Raw genomic sequence first — 17,609 nt, 5'->3', positions numbered from 1 at the left:
GAGCCTATTTTGAACAACCTCAAGCAGCTTGCAAACTGAATGCAGATTTTTTACCTGCCGCAGAAAGTGCAAAACTCCCATTGATGAAGTTTTCACTGTATAATGAAAAAATAGGCAAAAGCTGATACCATATCGTATGTTCTGGGCAATTAAATGGTGCTTCTTAAGAGGAGCCTGTAACTTAAGGAAGGTAGAGATATCTATGGAAATAGCAATGACAATTATATTAATGATGATCATTGGGGCTCTTATTGGCGGGTTTACTAACTACCTGGCTATTAAAATGCTCTTTAAACCTTATAAGGCCGTGTACATAGGTAAATGGAAGGTTCCATTTACCCCTGGGCTGATTCCTAAACGAAGAGATGAAATGGCAGATCAGATGGGTAAGCTGGTTGTTAACCATCTTCTGACACCGGAAAGCATCAAGAAGAAGTTCATCAATGATCAATTTCAGCGTGATATGACCGGGCTTGTTCAGAAAGAGCTGGAAACTTTCCTGCAATCGGAAAAATCAGCAGAGAACATTCTGGCAGCGTTTGGAATCAAGGATGGCCAAGCGAAAGCGGAGAAACATATAAACTTATTAATTGAACAGAAATATGAAAACATTATAAGCAAATATAGAGGACTGCCCCTTAAAGAAGTTATTCCTCAGGGTCTTTTGGATAAAGCGGATGAAAAAATTCCAGCTATCAGTTCAATGATCCTTAAAAAAGGGGTTGATTATTTCTCCAGTATTGAAGGCAAAATGCGGATACAAAGAATGGCTGATGATTTTGTTCGTGAGCGAAGCGGTGTGCTCAGCAATATGCTGCAGATGTTCATGGGGAATATCAATCTTGCGGATAAAATTCAGCCGGAAATCATCAGGTTTTTAAGCAATGAGGGTACAGCCGACCTGGTTACAACCCTTTTACAAAAAGAGTGGAGCAAAATTCTTGAGATGGAAGCTGCAGTTATTGAAGAGCAGATCGAAAAGGAACAGATTCTTACAGTATTAAAGAATATTGCACACAGAGTCATTAATCTGGAGAATGTATTTCGAAAGCCTATTTCATCCTTTGTGGCCCCATACAGGACAGTACTGACAGATGAGCTGGCTCCTAAAAGTGTTCAGATGCTTACTGATTGGCTCTCAGGCAAGACAGAAATGGTTATGGAACGGCTTCGTCTCGCAGAAGTTGTCCGGGAACAGGTCAGCAATTTTTCAGTCGAAAGATTAGAAGATATGGTCTTTTCTATAATCAAAAGCGAGTTAGCCATGATTACAAATTTAGGTTTCCTGCTTGGGGGTATTATTGGTCTCGTACAGGGAATCATTGCTATATTGATTAATTAAAGGGTATCGCCTCGCGTTTACTGTCATAGTTTGTTATAGTGTAGTGGATGTTCGAAACGGAGAATGTATTGTCCATTTTGAACAAGTATCGGGAGGAGTGTTATTAATGGCAGTAAATTTATTTGATTCAGCCTACGAGTTAGAAAAAGCAGTGCGGGAGAGCGATGAATATAAAGCTCTAAAGCAAGCATATGATGATGTGAATGCAGATCCGTCTGCGAAAGCAATGTTTGATAACTTCCGCAAAATCCAGATGGAACTTCAGCAAAAGCAAATGATGGGCCAGGATATTACGCAGGAAGAAGTAGAACAGGCTCAAAAGACAGTCGCACTTGTACAGCAGCATGCCCAGATCTCAAAGCTTATGGAAGCAGAACAGCGCATGAGCATGATGATTGCAGAAATGAACAAAATCATCATGAAGCCTCTTGAAGAGCTTTATGGAGCGGCTGAATAATTTCATCAGAAAACTCCCGGATATTGATCCGGGAGTTTTTTTATAAGAAAAGATCATTTTTTCATATTAAACTAAACCAGGTTTGGGTACCTTTATGATAGATATTGATTAAAGAAGGGGGCAGTACATTGAATAAAGCCATTTTTCTTGACCGGGACGGCGTTTTGAATGAGGTTTTATCTGAAAGGGTAAAATTCGTTAACAAGCCTGAGCAGTTATATTTATTGGAAGGGGCAGCAGAAGCTGTGTCAGAACTGACCAAAGCCGGATATGAAATTTTCGTCGTGACCAATCAGGGCGGTGTGGGACTCGGCTTTCTGAAAGAAAGAGAGCTAAAGAAAATTCATGAAAGGCTGCAGGAGCTTGTTGCAGCCAAAGGCGGACATATTAAAGAGGTTGCCTATTGCCCTCATAAGCCGAAAGCAGGCTGTGAATGCCGGAAACCAAATGCAGGCATGCTTTTGGAATTGGCTGAAAGGCACCATCTTGATTTGGCTAAAAGCATTATGGTAGGCGATCATGAGCGGGACATTGAGGCAGGGAAGAAAGCCGGCTGTAAAACTGTTTTTATCGGCTCAGAGCAAACAAGTGCAGATATCCAGGCTTCATCACTTCTAGAGGCAGTAGAGGACATTTTAGAAATGCTTAAATAAAAGAGTAAAAGCCGCTTCCGCGAAAGGTGGAAACGGCTCTTAATTTTATTATGATTGTTTAGAAGATTAGCGTGCTCCGCCAAGCTGCTGCTCAGCCATTTGCACAAGGCGCTTCGTAATTTCTCCGCCTACAGATCCATTTGCTCTTGAAGATGTTTCCGGGCCAAGGTTCACACCGAATTCTGTTGCAATTTCATACTTCATTTGATCAATTGCCTGACTGACTCCTGATACTAAAAGCTGATTAGAATTGCTGTTTCTTGCCATGTAAATCATCTCCTTGGTGTAGTTTTCTTGTTTGTTACAATTATAGCTTTAGGAGAGCAAATAAGATTTATTCATAGTTGTTTATGGTACTTTATGGTAATTTTTTGAATCTGCAAATGCGGGTATGGGACTGTGCGCATATAAATACGGGCTATTCGCACAGAAAAAATTTGTTGCGCACATAAAATGGCTTCTTCCGCACACAAAAAGATTCTATCCGCACAGAAATCAAAATTGCCAGCTAAAGTTCGCCATTATAAAGCTGGAGAAACCCGAAAAGCCAAGAGATATAGGCACTGACCAATATTGCTCCTATAAAAATGGCCAAACAAGCCCAATCTTTCCAGGAAACAGAGACTTTATGATAAAAATCCCGGTTTTTATCTCCGGTAAACCCTTTTGATTCCATTGCCATGGCTGTCCTCTCAGCTTTACGGATCGCTCCGGCAAGCAGGGGAACTGTATACCTCTTAAGCTCTGCCATTTTTTCCGGGAGTGTCCTGGCTTTGGGTACTCCCCTGATCCGGTGTGAGCTTCTGATGATCTCGAATTCTTCTTTCATTAATGGCAGGAATCGATAGCCTGCCATGATTCCATATGCAAGCTTTGGAGAGAGCCGGCATTGCTGCATTAAACTGAGCAGAAATGCTGTCGGCTTTGTGGTTAAAATGAACAGAAGGGACAGAGAAGTAAAGCTTAACACCCTCATTCCAAGGGAAAGGGCACGCAGAAGGCCCTCCTCAGTCAATGTGAAGATCCCCCATGCCCATAATAGGGTTTCCCCTTCAATCGCTTTAGAAAAAATCAAAGCTGACCAAATATATATGACAGCCATGAAGATAAATGGCGAGAAAAGCAGAATCCATCTTTTGAATGAAACTCTTCCAAAAATAAAGGTGGCTGCTGCCGTTATCACTAAGGTCAGAAAAGGTGTAACCGGGTCAAAAAAAATCGATAGAAGTAATACACAGACTATCACAGTGAATGCTTTAATGCTTGGGTTTAATTCATGTAAGAACAAGTTTTTCCCTCCCTGCAATGGACCCGATATCATTCCTGAGTTTTTCAATGTATGGAACCTTTAAGGAAGCAGTCTTCAGAATGTCCTCTTTTTTCCATAATGCATCAGGCAAACCATCGTAAATCTTCTCTCCTTCTGAAAGAACAATCACTTTGTCCGCATATGAATGGATGATTTCCATGTCATGTGTGATCATCACCACGGATCCGCCGCTTTGGATCTTTGCTTCCATTAGCTTCATAAGCTCACCGCACGTCCTGGCATCCTGTCCAAAGGTCGGCTCATCGAGGAGGAGAAGATCCTGGTTATACACAAGCATCGATGCAACACTAAGCCGCCGTTTTTGCCCCTGGCTTAAGGAAAAGGGATGCATGTCAGCGCACTGCAGCAAGTCCACTTGAAGCAGTGCAGCCTGAACTGATTCTTTAATATCACCATCAGGAATCTGCTGTATTTTTAGACTGAATGCAATTTCATCATAGACAGAATCAGCAATAAATTGGTGTTCGGGGTTTTGAAAAACATAACCTAATTTCTGTCTTAGCTCCTGCTCCTTCCACTGGGAAAGGGGACTGTCATAAAAGAGAATATTGCCTTTGGAAGGAGTATAAAGTCCAGCCAAGAGTCTTGAAAGCGTTGTTTTTCCTGATCCATTTGAGCCGGCAATGGCCACAAATTCACCTTTTTTAACAGAAAAACTAATATCTTTTAGCAAATCTTTCCCAGCTTTATAAAAGGATAGATTCTCTGCGGATAGAATAATTTGTTCTTCAGGAGCTTGGTGATTTTTCTTCCTGTTATCTAAAACCTGAAGTGCACCAATGGGATTCTCAAATCCGGCGATTAATTTCTCATCAGTCAACGGAAGTTTTTCCCCTTTATAAATACCTGCTTTTTTCCCTGAAAGGCCTGCTTTTACCGAACTTGGCAGCCAGATGCCCTCAAGCAGAAATTCTTCTGCATATTGATTAAAGCATTCTTCAGTGCTTCCATTAAATAATAGTTCGCCTTCTCTGTTTAGGACTGCGCAGCGGTCGGTCAAATCAATCCAATCATCCAGCCTGTGTTCGATTATTAGAAGGGAGAATGATCTCTTCTCTTTAAGCTCTTTAATGATGCGGGTAAGTTCATAGCTTGAAGCCGGATCCAGGTTTGCTGTCGGTTCGTCTAAAATCAGGAGATCCGGTTTCAATGACAATACACATGCCAGTGCAAGCTTTTGCTTCTGGCCCCCGGAAAGGGTGTGAATTGGGGCATATTTATATGGCAAAAGATGAACAAGCTCCAATGCTTCATCAATCTTATTCCCGATTTCTTCATGCGGCGTTTTCAAATTCTCAAGTCCAAATGCCAGCTCATCCTCGACTGTGGTCATGCAAAATTGGCTTTCAGGGTCCTGAAACACAATTCCAATGTGCTGATTAATTTCACCAGGGCCGAATTCCTCCAGCCTCTTTCCTTTGAATGAAATGATCCCGTCCAATTCGCCATCTGCGGCCTCGGGATACAATTTATTTAAGCAGAAAGCAAGTGTGCTTTTTCCCGAGCCGCTGGGTCCCAATAATAGAACTGCTTCCCCTGCATTAAGGCTGAATTGCATATTTTTAAAAATGGGCTTTTTCACATCTTCATACCTGAATGTAAGCTGCTCTGTTTTTAATATGTTCTGTTTATGCTGTAATGCCATTTTCCGGTTTTCCCCTTTTCAGCTCTTTGCCAATAGGAAAGCTGTTTAATGCTCCGGTCTTTGCAAGGCTTTCGCTCAGCCATTTGCCCATCAAGCCTGCCAGTAAAGCACCGCTGACCATCCTTACACAAAACATAGCCATTACATAACCGGGTGAGAGGGCCGCATAGCCGGAAATGAAATAGCCCCAAATAAAGCTTGTAACAGAAGAGCCCATGCCGGCAGCAATTAAGACCCATGTCCGGTAATTATTCCATTTCGTGGCCGCAAAAACAGCTTCCGCTCCAATCCCCTGAATCATGCCCGACAGAATCAGGCGGGGACCGACAGCATTGCCGATCATGACTTCAATGGCTGCAGCGATGGTTTCCGATAAGAAAGCTGCCCCGGGTTTTCTGATTATGTACGCTGCGAGAATTGAAACAATAAACCAAATGCCAAAAATAAAATCATATCCAATTAAGCCGAATATTGCATATAGCACATTGCCAAATTGCATGAATATCAGGTATACAACTGCAAACACGACAGCGAGTACAGACAGGACAATGACTTCACGAAGCTTCCACTTTTCAAGCATATTATTCAGCCCCCTTTTTGGATGGGCTATTGGCAGACATATTCACCGTCATAACAATATGGGTGGAATTGCTTTTCTTACAGTTTTCAAAAGCGTCCTCCAGAGTTTTAAAAACAGAGTGTGCATCCCCGTCTAATCTTGAAGCATAATGCACCCCTTTTGTAAAAATTCCCTGATTCATTGCAAGCTCGACCTGATCCATAATGACATTCATGTATTCAGGAATCCCCATCGGATAAAGGGCGAACTGGACCGCAACTTCCTGGCTGATACCTGCTGCTGATTCTTCATTTGCCAATTCCTCATTCTCAGCAAGATAAGCATCTCCTGCAGTATCACCAGGACATCCATTTGAAAAAGTTCCGTTAAATACTACATGGTCACCATGCTTAACAGCTTGAAGATAAATAGCTTTAACCACATCGAAAACATGAATGGACCTGCCTCGCACACAGGTGCTAACATCATCTGTTTCCATCCAAACCTTGCTCGTATCCACTTCTTTTAAAGCTGATAAAATAATATCCGCAAACCTGTCAGTCATGGGATAAATTGAAAATCTGCACCCTGTAATTTCACTGGTTCCACATAAAAAATTTTCCTGCATTTTGCCATCCTCCTAGTATTAATGAAAAGTTTTTTTCGTAAGGTTTGCTGCTGTTTTTTGAATTACTTACTGTGTTGATAGTATCGACAGGTGCAAGGCTCCTTCGGGAGCATATGTGCAAGCACACCGCCTGCCCGCGATTCGCTGGGAAATCAACGACAATATACATGAGCCAAAAACAACAAATTTTACAAAAACAGCCTGGTTAAAATAAAAAAACTGCATTCCCAATAGGAAATGCAGTTGAATGTTATCAATACACTAAAATGATAGCCGTTCACCTGCACTTCCCCACGCTGGTATTATCCAGATCGGGTAATAAGAGTCAGAACGGATTGTTCTTCTCAGCCAAAAAGCTCCCCTAGTGCAAAACTTGGATATGCAGTTTTTAATGACTCCATCTTAATACGGAGAATCCAAATTGTAAATGACTATTTATAATTCTTTTATTCAAATAATCTATGAAAACAGTTAAACACCTTCACTAACACAGGCAATCAACGAAAAAATTTCTGCATTGTCCATGTCATGTTCTAATCCAGTCCCTCCCTTCATAAAAGTGTAATAGGACAATTTTACACCGAGAATAGGGGGCAAATCGGATGATATACAGAATGCTTGCTTTAAACATAGACGGAACACTACTCCAATCAAATGGAAGACTTCATAAATCAACAAAAGAAGCAATTGAATATGTGCAGCAAAAGGGAATTTATGTAACACTTGTCACATCCAGAAGCTTTCCTTCCGCGAAGAAAGTGGCTAAAGCATTGAAATCCAATTCTTTGCTGGTTACACACAGGGGGGCATATATTGCAGCTTCCCAGGAAAAGCCTATATTTGTAAAAAGGATTCAGGAAGATGAAACGTTTGAAATCGTGCGCCTGCTTGAAGGCTTTACCTGTCAAATCAGGCTGGTGCACGAAAAATATTCCCTTGCAAACAAAACGAAGCTTAATACCAATATGCTTGCAAAAACAGTTTTTACAACGGGTGATCCCATTTTTTATTCCCAGCAATTTGTGGATTCTTTAAGTGAGACTATTTTAGATGAGCCGGTTACGCCGCCGAAAATCGAAGTGTACTTTGAAGATAAGGAAGACCTTGAGGATGCTAAGACAGCCATTTGGGGCATGTTTGAAAATGTAGAAGTCTTAAAACTGAACGATCTGAGGATGGACATTGTTCCTGCAGGGGTCTCAAAACTGAATGGGCTTCTCTATTTATGTGAGCATCTTGGGATTTCCAGAAATCAAATGGTCGTCATAGGAGACTCTGAAGATGATCTGGAAATGATTGAAGCAGCAGGATTGGGTGTGGCAATGGGCAATGCTCCGGCAGAAGTAAAAAAAGCAGCGGACTGGCTGACGCGATCAAATGATCAGAACGGCGTAAGCTACATGGTTAAAGAACATTTCCGTAAACAGCATCCAATCGATTTCCTGAAGAAAATGAATCTATTAAAATAAAATTCAATGAATGAGAGCCCGATTAGTAATTCGGCTCTTTTTTTAGTTAGCGATAGTATAGAAACCATATCAGTAACCTATAGGATTCACTTTCCTGATATTGACCTTGTTTCCCCATTTATGTACACTAGAAGGAGTTTGCCAACATGAATAAATAGACTATGCAGCTGCCGTCATTGAGATAAAACACCGGCAGATTTATTATATTTTTAAAAAAAGGTGATCGATTTGAACATTTCAATTTTAGGCATACAGGATGAACGATTCCATCGGCCGCTTCGGCTGATAGGGAACCTCTTTTTTGAAGAATGTGAAGTGGTGCTTGGTGAGAATGATGCAGCAGATCTGATCATTTCTTTTCAAATTGAGCATGGAGAACGCATTAAAGCCGCTGCAGAGATTACTGATAAAAATAGCAATAAACTTACAGCTGATTTTGAAAAAGAGTTCATTCCGGCTGAGTCAGAAAAAGAGAATTTCAAACAAATCAAGAATGCAGTATCTCATGTATACCTGACTGTTTTGCAGGACTGGACGGGCATTACGCAGAAGTGGGGAATTCTGACTGGGGTACGTCCCACAAAATTGCTTCACCGTGCCATGCAGAATCAGACACCTCTTAAGGAAGCACATCAGCAGCTGAAGGAAGAGTACCTGATTACAGATGAGAAAATCCAGCTTATGCAGAATATTGTAGACCGGCAGCTCGCTGTCGTGCCGGATCTTTATGACTTGAAAAATGAGGTAAGCATATATATCGGCATTCCGTTCTGTCCGACAAAGTGCGCGTACTGTACTTTTCCTGCATATGCGATTAATGGCAGACAGGGTTCTGTCAACTCATTTCTTGGCGGCCTTCATTTTGAAATGCGCAAAATGGGAGAATGGCTGAAAGAATATAATGTAAAAATTACCACTGTCTATTATGGCGGAGGGACTCCAACAAGCATTACAGCTGAAGAGATGGATATGCTTTATGAGGAAATGTATGAATCTTTTCCAGATGTAGAAAACATTCGGGAGGTCACCGTGGAAGCAGGCCGTCCGGATACAATCACACCTGAAAAGCTTGAAGTGCTGAAAAAATGGAATATTGACAGAATCAGCATCAATCCCCAGTCCTATATTCAGGAGACACTGAAAGCTATTGGACGCCATCATACAGTGGAAGAAACCGTAGATAAGTTCCACCTTGCCCGCGATATGGGAATGAATAACATTAATATGGATCTGATTATCGGACTCCCTGGAGAAGGTGTACCGGAATTTGCACATACATTGGATGAAACAGAGAAATTAATGCCGGAATCCCTGACAGTTCATACTTTATCCTTTAAACGTGCTTCGGAAATGACGAAGAATAAGCAAAAATATAAAGTTGCTGAGCGGGAAGAAATTGAAAGAATGATGGACATGGCTGAGGATTGGACTAAAAAGCATAATTACCATCCCTATTACCTATACCGTCAGAAAAATATCCTTGGCAATCTTGAGAATGTCGGCTATGCTCTTCCGAATCAGGAAAGCATCTATAATATTATGATTATGGAAGAACAGCAGACAATCATCGGGCTTGGATGCGGGGCTTCCAGTAAGTTCATTGACCCAGAGACAGGAAAAATTACTCATTTTGCTAACCCGAAAGATCCAAAATCCTATAATGACAGTTTTAAGCATTATACAGATGAGAAATTGAAAATATTAAAAGAGTTATTTAATAAACACGAATCCCTTGCTGAATAGGCGGGGGTTTTTCTTATGGGGATATTTTAGAAAATTAAGAAAATATTAAAGGGATTTTGTGAAAATAAAGAGAATGAATTAGGTAAAAGATCATAGAACTCTATGATCTTAAATGTAAGCGTTTTCTAAAAGGGGGAATTGTAATGATGATGCAAACACCTTTGACTATGACGCAAATGATCAAGCGGGCAGAAAAGTATTTTCCAAAAAAAACGGTCGTTTCAAGAACGGCCGGCGGAATTCAGAGATTTACATATAAGGAGATTGCAGTACGAACCAGAAAGCTGGCAGAGAGTCTCCAAAAGCTGGGAGTGGAGAGAGGGGATAAGGTCGGGACACTGGCATGGAATCATCATCGCCACCTGGAAGCTTATTTTGCCATACCATGCAGCGGAGCCGTTCTGCACACAATTAATATTCGTCTGTCACCTCAGCATATTACATATATTATTAACCATGCCGAAGATAAAGTGCTGCTGATTGATCCTGATATTGTACCGCTAATTGAGAAGGTTAAGGATGAGTTAAAGACGGTCAAGGCATTCATTATTATGACAGATGAAGAAGAATTGCCTGAGACTTCTCTTTCGCCGGTATATCACTATGAAACGCTTATCAATGAAGCGGGCGGTAACTATGAATATCCTGATGATCTGGATGAAAATTCAGCAGCGGGAATGTGCTATACCTCAGCCACTACAGGCAACCCGAAAGGTGTCGTCTATTCCCATAGGGGCATTGTTCTTCACAGTATGGCACTGGGAATGGCAGATAGTGCTGCTGTAAGCGAGAGAGATATCGCCCTTCCAGTTGTGCCGATGTTCCATGTAAATGCATGGGGGCTGCCGTTTGCTGCTGTCTGGTTTGGAACTGCTCTTGTATTGCCGGGGCCATATTTTACACCGAAACTTCTGGCAGAGCTTATTCAATCCGAGAAGGTTACCATAACAGCCGGAGTACCGACAATCTGGCTCGGATTATTAAATGAACTGGATGAAAATAAATATGACATGAGTTCACTCCGATCGGTTCTGTGTGGAGGTTCGGCAGCGCCAAAAGGCATGATTAAAGCCTTCGAGCAAAAGCACAAAATACCATTCATGCATGCCTACGGAATGACTGAAACAAGTCCTCTTGTGGTTATTTCGACCTTAAAAAGCTACCATGAGGAGCTATCAGCAGAAGAAAAGCTTGATATAAAAGCCAAGCAGGGCATTCTTGTTCCAGGGCTCGAAATGAAGATTGCCGGCAAGGATGGCGAAGCAGTATGGGATGGAAAGGAAATGGGGGAACTCGCCATAAGGGGGCCATGGATTGCTTCTGAATATTATAAAGATGAGCGGACCAATGAGGCATTTCGTGATGGCTGGCTCTACACGGGAGATGTCGTAACCATTGATGAAGAAGGATATATGAAAATCGTTGACCGGACAAAAGACTTAATCAAAAGCGGAGGGGAGTGGATTTCTTCCGTTGATATCGAAAATGCCATAATGGCACATGAGTCGGTATTTGAGGCAGCAGTCGTTGCTGTACCACATAAACAATGGCAGGAGAGGCCTGTGGCATGTGTTGTTCTGAAAGAGCCATTTAAAGGGAAGACCACAAAAGAAGAACTCTATGAATATCTGAAACCGCAATTTGCAAAGTGGTGGCTTCCGGATGATATTCTATTCCTTGAGGAAATACCAAAAACGTCTGTAGGGAAATTCCTCAAAATGGCGTTGAGAGAACAGGTCCAAAAAGAATATACTGGTCAGGCAAAGTAAATAAGTTGAAAAAACAGCATCCTACTGAGGTTGCTGTTTTTTAATTTTTTAATTTAGTACCTTCCTTCCCCAGGATTTAGTGTCAAAGCAAGTGATAGATAGATACCGTTTTCTATTTAATTGTAATCGCAGGCATTATCGCAGACATAACAAAAAAGTGACAAAATTATAAATTTTTAGAAAAAACGCTTTTTAAATATAATAATACTCTTTATAATAAAAGAAGCATATTAAGGAGGAGAAGGATTTTGACAACTGATTTTGTAACTGATACTGTCAGCGTGCAGTTTGATGGGCGGGTAGCCACAGTTGAGATGAACAGGCCGGACTCGTTGAATGCATTAAATGTGGAAATGCTGACAGGGCTCATGAGTGCCATGAAAGATATTGGCCAAATGGATGAAATCGATACTGTTGTATTGAAAGGAAGAGGCCGCGCATTTTCATCAGGCGGGGATATTAAAACAATGCTTTTGGAAACAAATGAAAGCGGTTTTCCGGAGGTAATGGATTGCATCAGTGAGCTGGCTGTAACTCTTTATAGCATGCCGAAGCTGACCATAAGTGCTGTAACAGGAGCAGCTGCCGGTTTGGGCTTAAGCCTGGCTCTTGCCACTGATTATATATTGGCAGACAAGAACAGCAAGCTTGCCATGAATTTTATTGGAATCGGATTAATTCCTGATGGTGGGTCTCACTTCTTCCTGCAGCAGCGCATTGGCGAAGATAAAGCTAAGCACTTAATCTGGGAAGGAAAAGTGCTGACTGCTGATGAAGCTCTGCAAATGGGGCTGATACACGAAATAGCAGAAGATGATTTAAGCTCAGCAGTTGAAGCAAAATTGAAAAGATGGCTGAACAGCCCGACGGAAGCAATGATTAAGACAAAGAAAATTCTTGCTGATAAAAATCGGCCGCTGCTGCTGAAGGTGCTTGAGCTTGAAAAGCTCGGCCAGCATAAAATGCGGCAAACGGAAGATCATAAAGAAGGAATCCAGGCCTTTATTGAGAAAAGAAAGCCTGTGTTTAAGGGAAAATAAGATGTGACAGAAGAAAAGCATAGAGCCGAGCCCTTTGCTTTTCTTTGACACCTCATATAATTGTCAGGCTCCAGCGCCGCCCTCCGAAGGTGTTGGGGATGGGCAATGCGCTTCCGCTTTTCTTCCTACCTATGAAACAGTATTAGTTTGCCCGCAGGAGAAGTGCAGCGGTGAGTGTTTTCATCCAGTCCTTTTTCCTTAAGGAGATTTTCTCCCACATTCTTAGCTTCGTCATCGGAAGCTGCCTGGAATGCTTCATCCAGTATCTTTTTCCCGTCCTGTTCAAAAGCAGTAAGCTTATAAGTCTTCATTATAGGACCCCCTCTTATTGAAAAATTCAGATAGTTACTATTATTCTTGCATAATTTCCTATAATGTGCAAAGTATTTATTTATGAGAAATCCAGAAAATATTTACATAGAATAGGGAACTTTTTCCCTATTCTGTACGTATTGCATAATAAAAAGGGGGAAGTGGATATGGCTTTAGAGCTTAAACATGTAACAAAGCGCTTTGGTACGTTTACTGCAGTGGATGATTTGTCACTTTCAATTCCCGAAAGTGAGATGTTTGGATTTTTGGGGGCTAATGGCGCTGGTAAAACGACTACTTTCCGAATGATACTGGGGCTATTGGATCCCAGCGGAGGAAAGATTACCTGGAATGGAAATCCCATCGATTATTCAACCAGTCCGCTGATAGGCTATCTTCCTGAAGAAAGAGGCTTATATCCAAAGCTTAAGGTTAAGGATCAGGTTATCTATTTGGCTAAGCTGAGAGGAATGCAAAAGCATGACTGTCTAAAGGAATTAACTTATTGGCTTGAGCGATTCAAAGTTCCTGAATATGCGAATAAAAAAATTGAAGAGCTTTCAAAGGGAAATCAGCAGAAAATCCAGTTTATTACTGCAGTTATACATAAGCCAAAGCTTTTAATTCTGGATGAGCCATTCAGCGGGCTGGATCCGGTTAATGTAGAGCTGTTGAAGGATGCTGTTATGGATCTAAAGGAAAACGGTACAACCATTGTCTTTTCCTCACATAGGATGGAGCATGTTGAAGAACTTTGTGAGCATTTATGCATCATGCAAAGAGGTCGGCCGGTAGTCCACGGGTCTTTAAAGGAAATTAAACGGTCCTTTGGAAGAAAGAATCTTATAATCCATGCAGATTATGATTTAAGCTTTTTGAAGGATGTCAGTGGAGTGGTGAAAGCCAGACAGACAGCAGAGGGGATTCAGCTGCAGATTTCCGGTGAAGATGCTGCTGAAGTAATTTTCAGGGAAGTTGCAGAGAAGGGGTTTGTCCGTAAATTTGTTTTGGAAGAGCCGTCTCTGAATGATATTTTTATTGAAAAGGCAGGTGCTTCCTATGAATAACTTTATGACAATCCTTTTTCATACTTATTTAAGCAAGCTGAAGACCAAGTCGTTTATTGTTACAACTCTTATTACGGTGGCGATAGTTGCAGGGCTTGCCAACTTATCCGGAATTATTGATTATTTTAATAAGGATGATCAAGAACGAATAGCAGTAATCGATGAGACTGGTGTGCTGTTGGCCCCACTGCAGGAACAAATGGATACTTTAAATAGCAAAATATCTTTAATTGCATACAAAGGGTCAGAGTCAGAAGGGGAAAATGATGTTAAGGATGAAAAGTATCAAGGGCTTTTAGTTTTATCCTTTACTGAAGAAGTGCTGCCTGAAGCAGCTTATAAAGCAAGAAGCATAGCCGATTCAGCCATCCCATCCGAATTGCAGGGCGGACTGCAGCAGTTAAAAACACAGATGGCCGCCACTCAAATAAACCTTAGTCCGGAGCAATTAAGCAAACTATATGAGCCGGTGCCTTTTGATAAAACTGCTCTTGAAGAAAACGCTAAAACAGAAGAAGAACTTAATCAGGCAAGAGGACTTGTTTATGTTCTATTATTCATTATTTATTTTGCCGTCATCTTATACGCTAATATGATTGCCATGGAGGTAGCGACAGAAAAGTCTTCCCGTGTTATGGAAATTCTGATTTCCAGTGTCTCACCAATCAAGCAGATGTTCGCAAAAATATTGGGAATCGGGCTCCTAAGCATGACACAGATGCTACTAATTCTATTGGTTGGCTATTTTTCAGTCAAACCAAATCTTGATAAGATGGAAGGCGGCTTTTTTGAATTCTTTGGATTTGGAAACATTCCAGCTTCGACTATCACTTATGCACTCATCTTTTTCATACTTGGATATTTCCTATACGCCACCCTGGCAGCTTTTCTTGGCTCGCTGGTAAGCAGAATTGAAGATATCCAGCAGATGATTACACCGATGACCATGATGGTAGTTGCAGGCTTTATGATTGCTATGTTTGGCTTAGGCCAGCCGGAAGCTTCCTTTGTAACTATCACGTCATATATACCTTTCTTCACTCCGATGCTTATGTTCATGAGAGTAGGGATGCTGTCACTGCCGGTATGGGAGCCGGTTCTAGGGATCGCAATCCTTCTCATTACCATTATCGTGCTGGCTGTCTTTGGGGCGAGAGTCTACAGGGGCGGAGTATTAATGTATGGTAAATCCAATTCGTTTAAGGATATTAAAAAAGCATTACAGCTTACTAAAAATGAATAAACAGGATGTTTATCAAAATTTCATGGCTCTTAGACAGATAATCTGTTTAGCCAATGAGTGATTCAAAAGGAAGGTTCTTAATCCTCGAAAATGATACGCATACTCTTTGCGCACAGCTGTTTCAGGGAGTCAGGCAGGCCCACCGCACTCGCCGCGGAAAGAAAGTGCCAAAGTGGAATCCAACTTACAGATTCATTAGAACAATAATTGTCTTTAATAATGGGCCCTATTGAAAAAAGCTCCGTCTTTAAGAAACGGAGCTTTTTTCATGGAGTTTTTATGCAAACAATGCCTTCAATCCTTCAAATGCAAAATAAGCCCCAAATCCAATCAGCGATAATCCTGAAAGAATCGATATAATGATTATTCCTTTGCTGGTCAGGAATCGGCGAAACCCAGTGGTCAATCCTGCTACAAATATATCCCATAGCATGAGTCCCAGAAAAATCATGGTACTGTATAAAAAGAGCTCTGTTTTTCCATAGGATGCAGCTGTTTTTGCAAGGACAGATCCGTAAATGCCCAGCCAGAACAGAATAGAAAGAGGACTGGATATAGACATAATAAACCCGGAGAAAAAGCATTTAAACAATGAATCCTGGCTGCGCACATAGCTTATGGTAATTTTATTGGCATTTATAATACTCTCGATTCCCGTATATAAAAGAATAAATCCTCCAAAAAGCCACAGGAAAATCTGTATAAAAGGGGTATCCAAAAAATGGACGAGCCCAAGGTATACAACCAGCATATAAAACGCATCTGCAATCATTGAGCCCACTCCAACAATCCAAGCATGCCAAAATCCATTTTTTATCCCTTTTTCAAGCCTGACAGCATTTACAGGCCCAATTGGAGCTGCCAGAGACAGTCCGAGAAACACATAACTTAAATAAATTCCGATTCCCAATATACCACTCCGCCCTTAATAATTTCCTTGAGGTTATCTGCCAGTCCTCAAGGAAAGAGTCTTGTACATTTTTATGCACAAGCTTCCCGGTCTAAAACCGGAATAAGAAACCTGGGGGAATATTTCTTATTTAATTACGGATAGGAACGTGCATTCGATTTTTGGATAAGGTAAAATGAGAGAAAAGGAATGAAAGGAAGTTTACATGAAAAGGGTTACGTTTATTCATGCTGCAGATTTGCACCTGGATAGTCCAATGTCCGGTTTGAAGCATTTGCCTACTGCCATTTTTAAAAGGCTTCAGGAAAGCACTTTCGATGCATTTACCAAAATAATTGACTTAGCTATTTTCCATGCAGTGGACTTTGTCATTTTAGCCGGGGATTTATTTGACGGTGAAGACAGAAGCATAAAGGCCCAAACCCGTTTTCGGAAGGAGATGGAGCGGCTGGCCGAGAGCGGAATTGCGGTTTATGCAGTCCATGGGAATCATGATCATATGGATGGCCACTGGGCTCATTTGCCAATGCCGGAAAATGTCCATATTTTTTCCCCTGAGGTTGCAGTGATGCAGCATATTGCTGAAAATGGGACATCTGTTCATCTTTACGGTTTCAGCTATCCTAAACGGCATGTGCTGGAAAGAATGATCGATCAATATCGCAGGGAAGATGGCGCAGATCTGCATATTGGTATACTTCATGGCACTTTTGAAGGCAGCAGTGATCATGATCCATATGCGCCGTTCCGAATGAATGATTTGTTGGAAAAGGGTTTTGATTATTGGGCTCTCGGACATATACATAAACGGGAAATCATCGTTTCCCAGCCACCGGTCATTTATCCCGGTAATATACAGGGAAGAAACCGCAAAGAAACTGGTCCGAAAGGATGCTATTTAGTTGAACTTGATAGTTCCGGTGCAAAGACAAAGTTTCTGGAGACTGCTGCTGTTATCTGGGAAAATGCAGAAATAGATGCTTCCGGATTGGAAAACTATCAGGATGTATATGAGACTTGCATAAATCTGATGGAAGAAAAGCGCAAAAACAGGCTGGGAACAGTCATAAACCTGACACTTACCGGCGTAGCCATGCCTGATCACGAAGTAAGAAGCCTAACCAATGGGGAGCTCCTCGAAACCCTGCAGGAGGACGAGGCAGATGAGGAATCATTTGTATGGATTTCCGGTATTTCAGTGAATGAAAAAAGAATGTGGAATAAAGAAAAGCTGGCACAAGATTCAGAGTTTTTCAGTGAGCTTTTTAAAACAGCGGATCAGTTTGCTGAGCGCGGTGAAAATGCTTTGCCCCTGTATTCACATCCCCTGGCAAGGAGATTTATAGGGGAACTCACTAAGGATGAAAAACAGAGTATCGCAGAGGAAGCCGAAGCACTTCTTGTAGGCCTTTTATACAAATCTTAAAGACAATGAATGGAGG

At 41.4% G+C, this 17,609-nt stretch carries 17 protein-coding genes and 1 riboswitch; of the genes, 10 read left to right on the top strand and 7 right to left on the bottom strand.

Translation table 11 applies throughout. The features are described from left to right. Positions 1-202: 202 nt before the first annotated feature. The 3 genes from NSQ49_RS06350 (at position 203) to NSQ49_RS06340 (ending at position 2,452) form a co-directional block, all read left to right on the top strand. Positions 203-1,342 carry a DUF445 domain-containing protein gene (locus NSQ49_RS06350; RefSeq protein WP_251284043.1) on the top strand — a complete coding sequence of 380 codons (1,140 nt, stop codon included), beginning with the start codon at positions 203-205 and terminating at the stop codon, positions 1,340-1,342. A gap of 106 nt (positions 1,343-1,448) precedes the next feature. Beyond that, entirely contained in the window at positions 1,449-1,799 is a 351-nt protein-coding gene (locus tag NSQ49_RS06345) for a YlbF family regulator (RefSeq protein ID WP_159865990.1), read from the top strand. A gap of 128 nt (positions 1,800-1,927) precedes the next feature. Continuing rightward, positions 1,928-2,452, top strand: a complete 525-nt coding sequence (locus tag NSQ49_RS06340) for a D-glycero-alpha-D-manno-heptose-1,7-bisphosphate 7-phosphatase (RefSeq protein ID WP_251284042.1) — start codon at positions 1,928-1,930, stop codon at positions 2,450-2,452. A gap of 66 nt (positions 2,453-2,518) precedes the next feature. Here the strand turns inward: NSQ49_RS06340 and NSQ49_RS06335 are convergent, their stop codons facing one another. From NSQ49_RS06335 to NSQ49_RS06315, 5 genes are all read right to left on the bottom strand, one after another. After that, the gene (locus tag NSQ49_RS06335; protein ID WP_009331452.1) at positions 2,519-2,719 is read right to left on the bottom strand and encodes an alpha/beta-type small acid-soluble spore protein; all 201 of its coding nucleotides are present in this window, start codon (positions 2,717-2,719) and stop codon (positions 2,519-2,521) included. A 241-nt stretch (positions 2,720-2,960) separates the two neighbouring features. After that, a complete protein-coding gene (locus tag NSQ49_RS06330; RefSeq protein ID WP_251284041.1) occupies positions 2,961-3,740 on the bottom strand; it encodes an energy-coupling factor transporter transmembrane component T family protein in 780 nt (259 codons plus the stop codon). After that, positions 3,727-5,427 carry an ABC transporter ATP-binding protein gene (locus NSQ49_RS06325; protein ID WP_251284040.1) on the bottom strand — a complete coding sequence of 567 codons (1,701 nt, stop codon included), beginning with the start codon at positions 5,425-5,427 and terminating at the stop codon, positions 3,727-3,729. Before NSQ49_RS06325 ends, NSQ49_RS06330 begins: the two co-directional genes overlap by 14 nt. Then, positions 5,411-6,007, bottom strand: a complete 597-nt coding sequence (locus NSQ49_RS06320) for an ECF transporter S component (RefSeq protein ID WP_251284039.1) — start codon at positions 6,005-6,007, stop codon at positions 5,411-5,413. The genes NSQ49_RS06325 and NSQ49_RS06320 overlap by 17 nt, the downstream gene beginning before the upstream one ends. A 1-nt stretch (position 6,008) precedes the next feature. Then, positions 6,009-6,614 carry a Ykof family thiamine-binding protein gene (locus NSQ49_RS06315; RefSeq protein ID WP_251284038.1) on the bottom strand — a complete coding sequence of 202 codons (606 nt, stop codon included), beginning with the start codon at positions 6,612-6,614 and terminating at the stop codon, positions 6,009-6,011. Between the two features lie 271 nt (positions 6,615-6,885). Beyond that, positions 6,886-6,987, bottom strand: a riboswitch (TPP riboswitch). A gap of 229 nt (positions 6,988-7,216) precedes the next feature. On the opposite strand from NSQ49_RS06315, the gene NSQ49_RS06310 reads away from it, so the two are divergent. The 4 genes from NSQ49_RS06310 (at position 7,217) to NSQ49_RS06295 (ending at position 12,635) form a co-directional block, all read left to right on the top strand. Then, entirely contained in the window at positions 7,217-8,083 is an 867-nt protein-coding gene (locus NSQ49_RS06310) for a Cof-type HAD-IIB family hydrolase (RefSeq protein WP_159866010.1), read from the top strand. A gap of 228 nt (positions 8,084-8,311) precedes the next feature. Continuing rightward, a complete protein-coding gene (locus NSQ49_RS06305; protein ID WP_251284037.1) occupies positions 8,312-9,826 on the top strand; it encodes a coproporphyrinogen III oxidase in 1,515 nt (504 codons plus the stop codon). Positions 9,827-9,972: 146 nt separating this feature from the next. Continuing rightward, entirely contained in the window at positions 9,973-11,595 is a 1,623-nt protein-coding gene (locus NSQ49_RS06300; RefSeq protein ID WP_251284057.1) for a long-chain fatty acid--CoA ligase, read from the top strand. Between the two features lie 248 nt (positions 11,596-11,843). Then, positions 11,844-12,635, top strand: coding sequence for an enoyl-CoA hydratase (locus tag NSQ49_RS06295; protein ID WP_251284036.1), 792 nt, complete (start codon positions 11,844-11,846; stop codon positions 12,633-12,635). A gap of 125 nt (positions 12,636-12,760) precedes the next feature. Here the strand turns inward: NSQ49_RS06295 and NSQ49_RS06290 are convergent, their stop codons facing one another. Beyond that, positions 12,761-12,946 (bottom strand): YhzD family protein, encoded by a 186-nt coding sequence (locus NSQ49_RS06290; RefSeq protein ID WP_159866022.1) that lies wholly within the window; start codon positions 12,944-12,946, stop codon positions 12,761-12,763. A 168-nt stretch (positions 12,947-13,114) separates the two neighbouring features. Here NSQ49_RS06290 and NSQ49_RS06285 point away from each other — a divergent pair, with 168 nt between their 5' ends. Beyond that, complete coding sequence (locus tag NSQ49_RS06285; protein ID WP_251284035.1) at positions 13,115-14,014, top strand: ABC transporter ATP-binding protein; 900 nt, start codon at positions 13,115-13,117, stop codon at positions 14,012-14,014. Further along, complete coding sequence (locus NSQ49_RS06280) at positions 14,007-15,257, top strand: ABC transporter permease (RefSeq protein ID WP_251284034.1); 1,251 nt, start codon at positions 14,007-14,009, stop codon at positions 15,255-15,257. Before NSQ49_RS06285 ends, NSQ49_RS06280 begins: the two co-directional genes overlap by 8 nt. Before the next feature lie 277 nt (positions 15,258-15,534). Here NSQ49_RS06280 and NSQ49_RS06275 read toward each other — a convergent pair whose 3' ends face one another. After that, positions 15,535-16,167, bottom strand: a complete 633-nt coding sequence (locus NSQ49_RS06275) for a LysE family transporter (RefSeq protein ID WP_251284033.1) — start codon at positions 16,165-16,167, stop codon at positions 15,535-15,537. Between the two features lie 205 nt (positions 16,168-16,372). Between NSQ49_RS06275 and NSQ49_RS06270 the strand changes: the two genes are divergently transcribed. Next, entirely contained in the window at positions 16,373-17,593 is a 1,221-nt protein-coding gene (locus NSQ49_RS06270) for a metallophosphoesterase family protein (protein ID WP_159866034.1), read from the top strand. Positions 17,594-17,609: the final 16 nt, after the last annotated feature.

Source organism: Cytobacillus sp. FSL R5-0377, assembly GCF_038004385.1.
GTDB lineage: Bacteria > Bacillota > Bacilli > Bacillales > Cytobacillaceae > Cytobacillus.
This window is presented reverse-complemented; position numbering and strand designations above follow the sequence as displayed.

Bases quoted from the DNA above. Each gene is read 5' to 3' on its own strand.
- NSQ49_RS06270 (WP_159866034.1), top strand. From the start codon at position 16,373: ATGAAAAGGGTTACGTTTATTCATGCTGCAGATTTGCACCTGGATAGT.
- NSQ49_RS06290 (WP_159866022.1), bottom strand. From the start codon at position 12,946: ATGAAGACTTATAAGCTTACTGCTTTTGAACAGGACGGGAAAAAGATA.
- NSQ49_RS06315 (WP_251284038.1), bottom strand. From the start codon at position 6,614: ATGCAGGAAAATTTTTTATGTGGAACCAGTGAAATTACAGGGTGCAGA.
- NSQ49_RS06280 (WP_251284034.1), top strand. From the start codon at position 14,007: ATGAATAACTTTATGACAATCCTTTTTCATACTTATTTAAGCAAGCTG.
- NSQ49_RS06325 (WP_251284040.1), bottom strand. From the start codon at position 5,427: ATGGCATTACAGCATAAACAGAACATATTAAAAACAGAGCAGCTTACA.
- NSQ49_RS06345 (WP_159865990.1), top strand. From the start codon at position 1,449: ATGGCAGTAAATTTATTTGATTCAGCCTACGAGTTAGAAAAAGCAGTG.
- NSQ49_RS06335 (WP_009331452.1), bottom strand. From the start codon at position 2,719: ATGGCAAGAAACAGCAATTCTAATCAGCTTTTAGTATCAGGAGTCAGT.
- NSQ49_RS06310 (WP_159866010.1), top strand. From the start codon at position 7,217: ATGATATACAGAATGCTTGCTTTAAACATAGACGGAACACTACTCCAA.
- NSQ49_RS06300 (WP_251284057.1), top strand. From the start codon at position 9,973: ATGATGCAAACACCTTTGACTATGACGCAAATGATCAAGCGGGCAGAA.
- NSQ49_RS06285 (WP_251284035.1), top strand. From the start codon at position 13,115: ATGGCTTTAGAGCTTAAACATGTAACAAAGCGCTTTGGTACGTTTACT.
- NSQ49_RS06320 (WP_251284039.1), bottom strand. From the start codon at position 6,007: ATGCTTGAAAAGTGGAAGCTTCGTGAAGTCATTGTCCTGTCTGTACTC.
- NSQ49_RS06350 (WP_251284043.1), top strand. From the start codon at position 203: ATGGAAATAGCAATGACAATTATATTAATGATGATCATTGGGGCTCTT.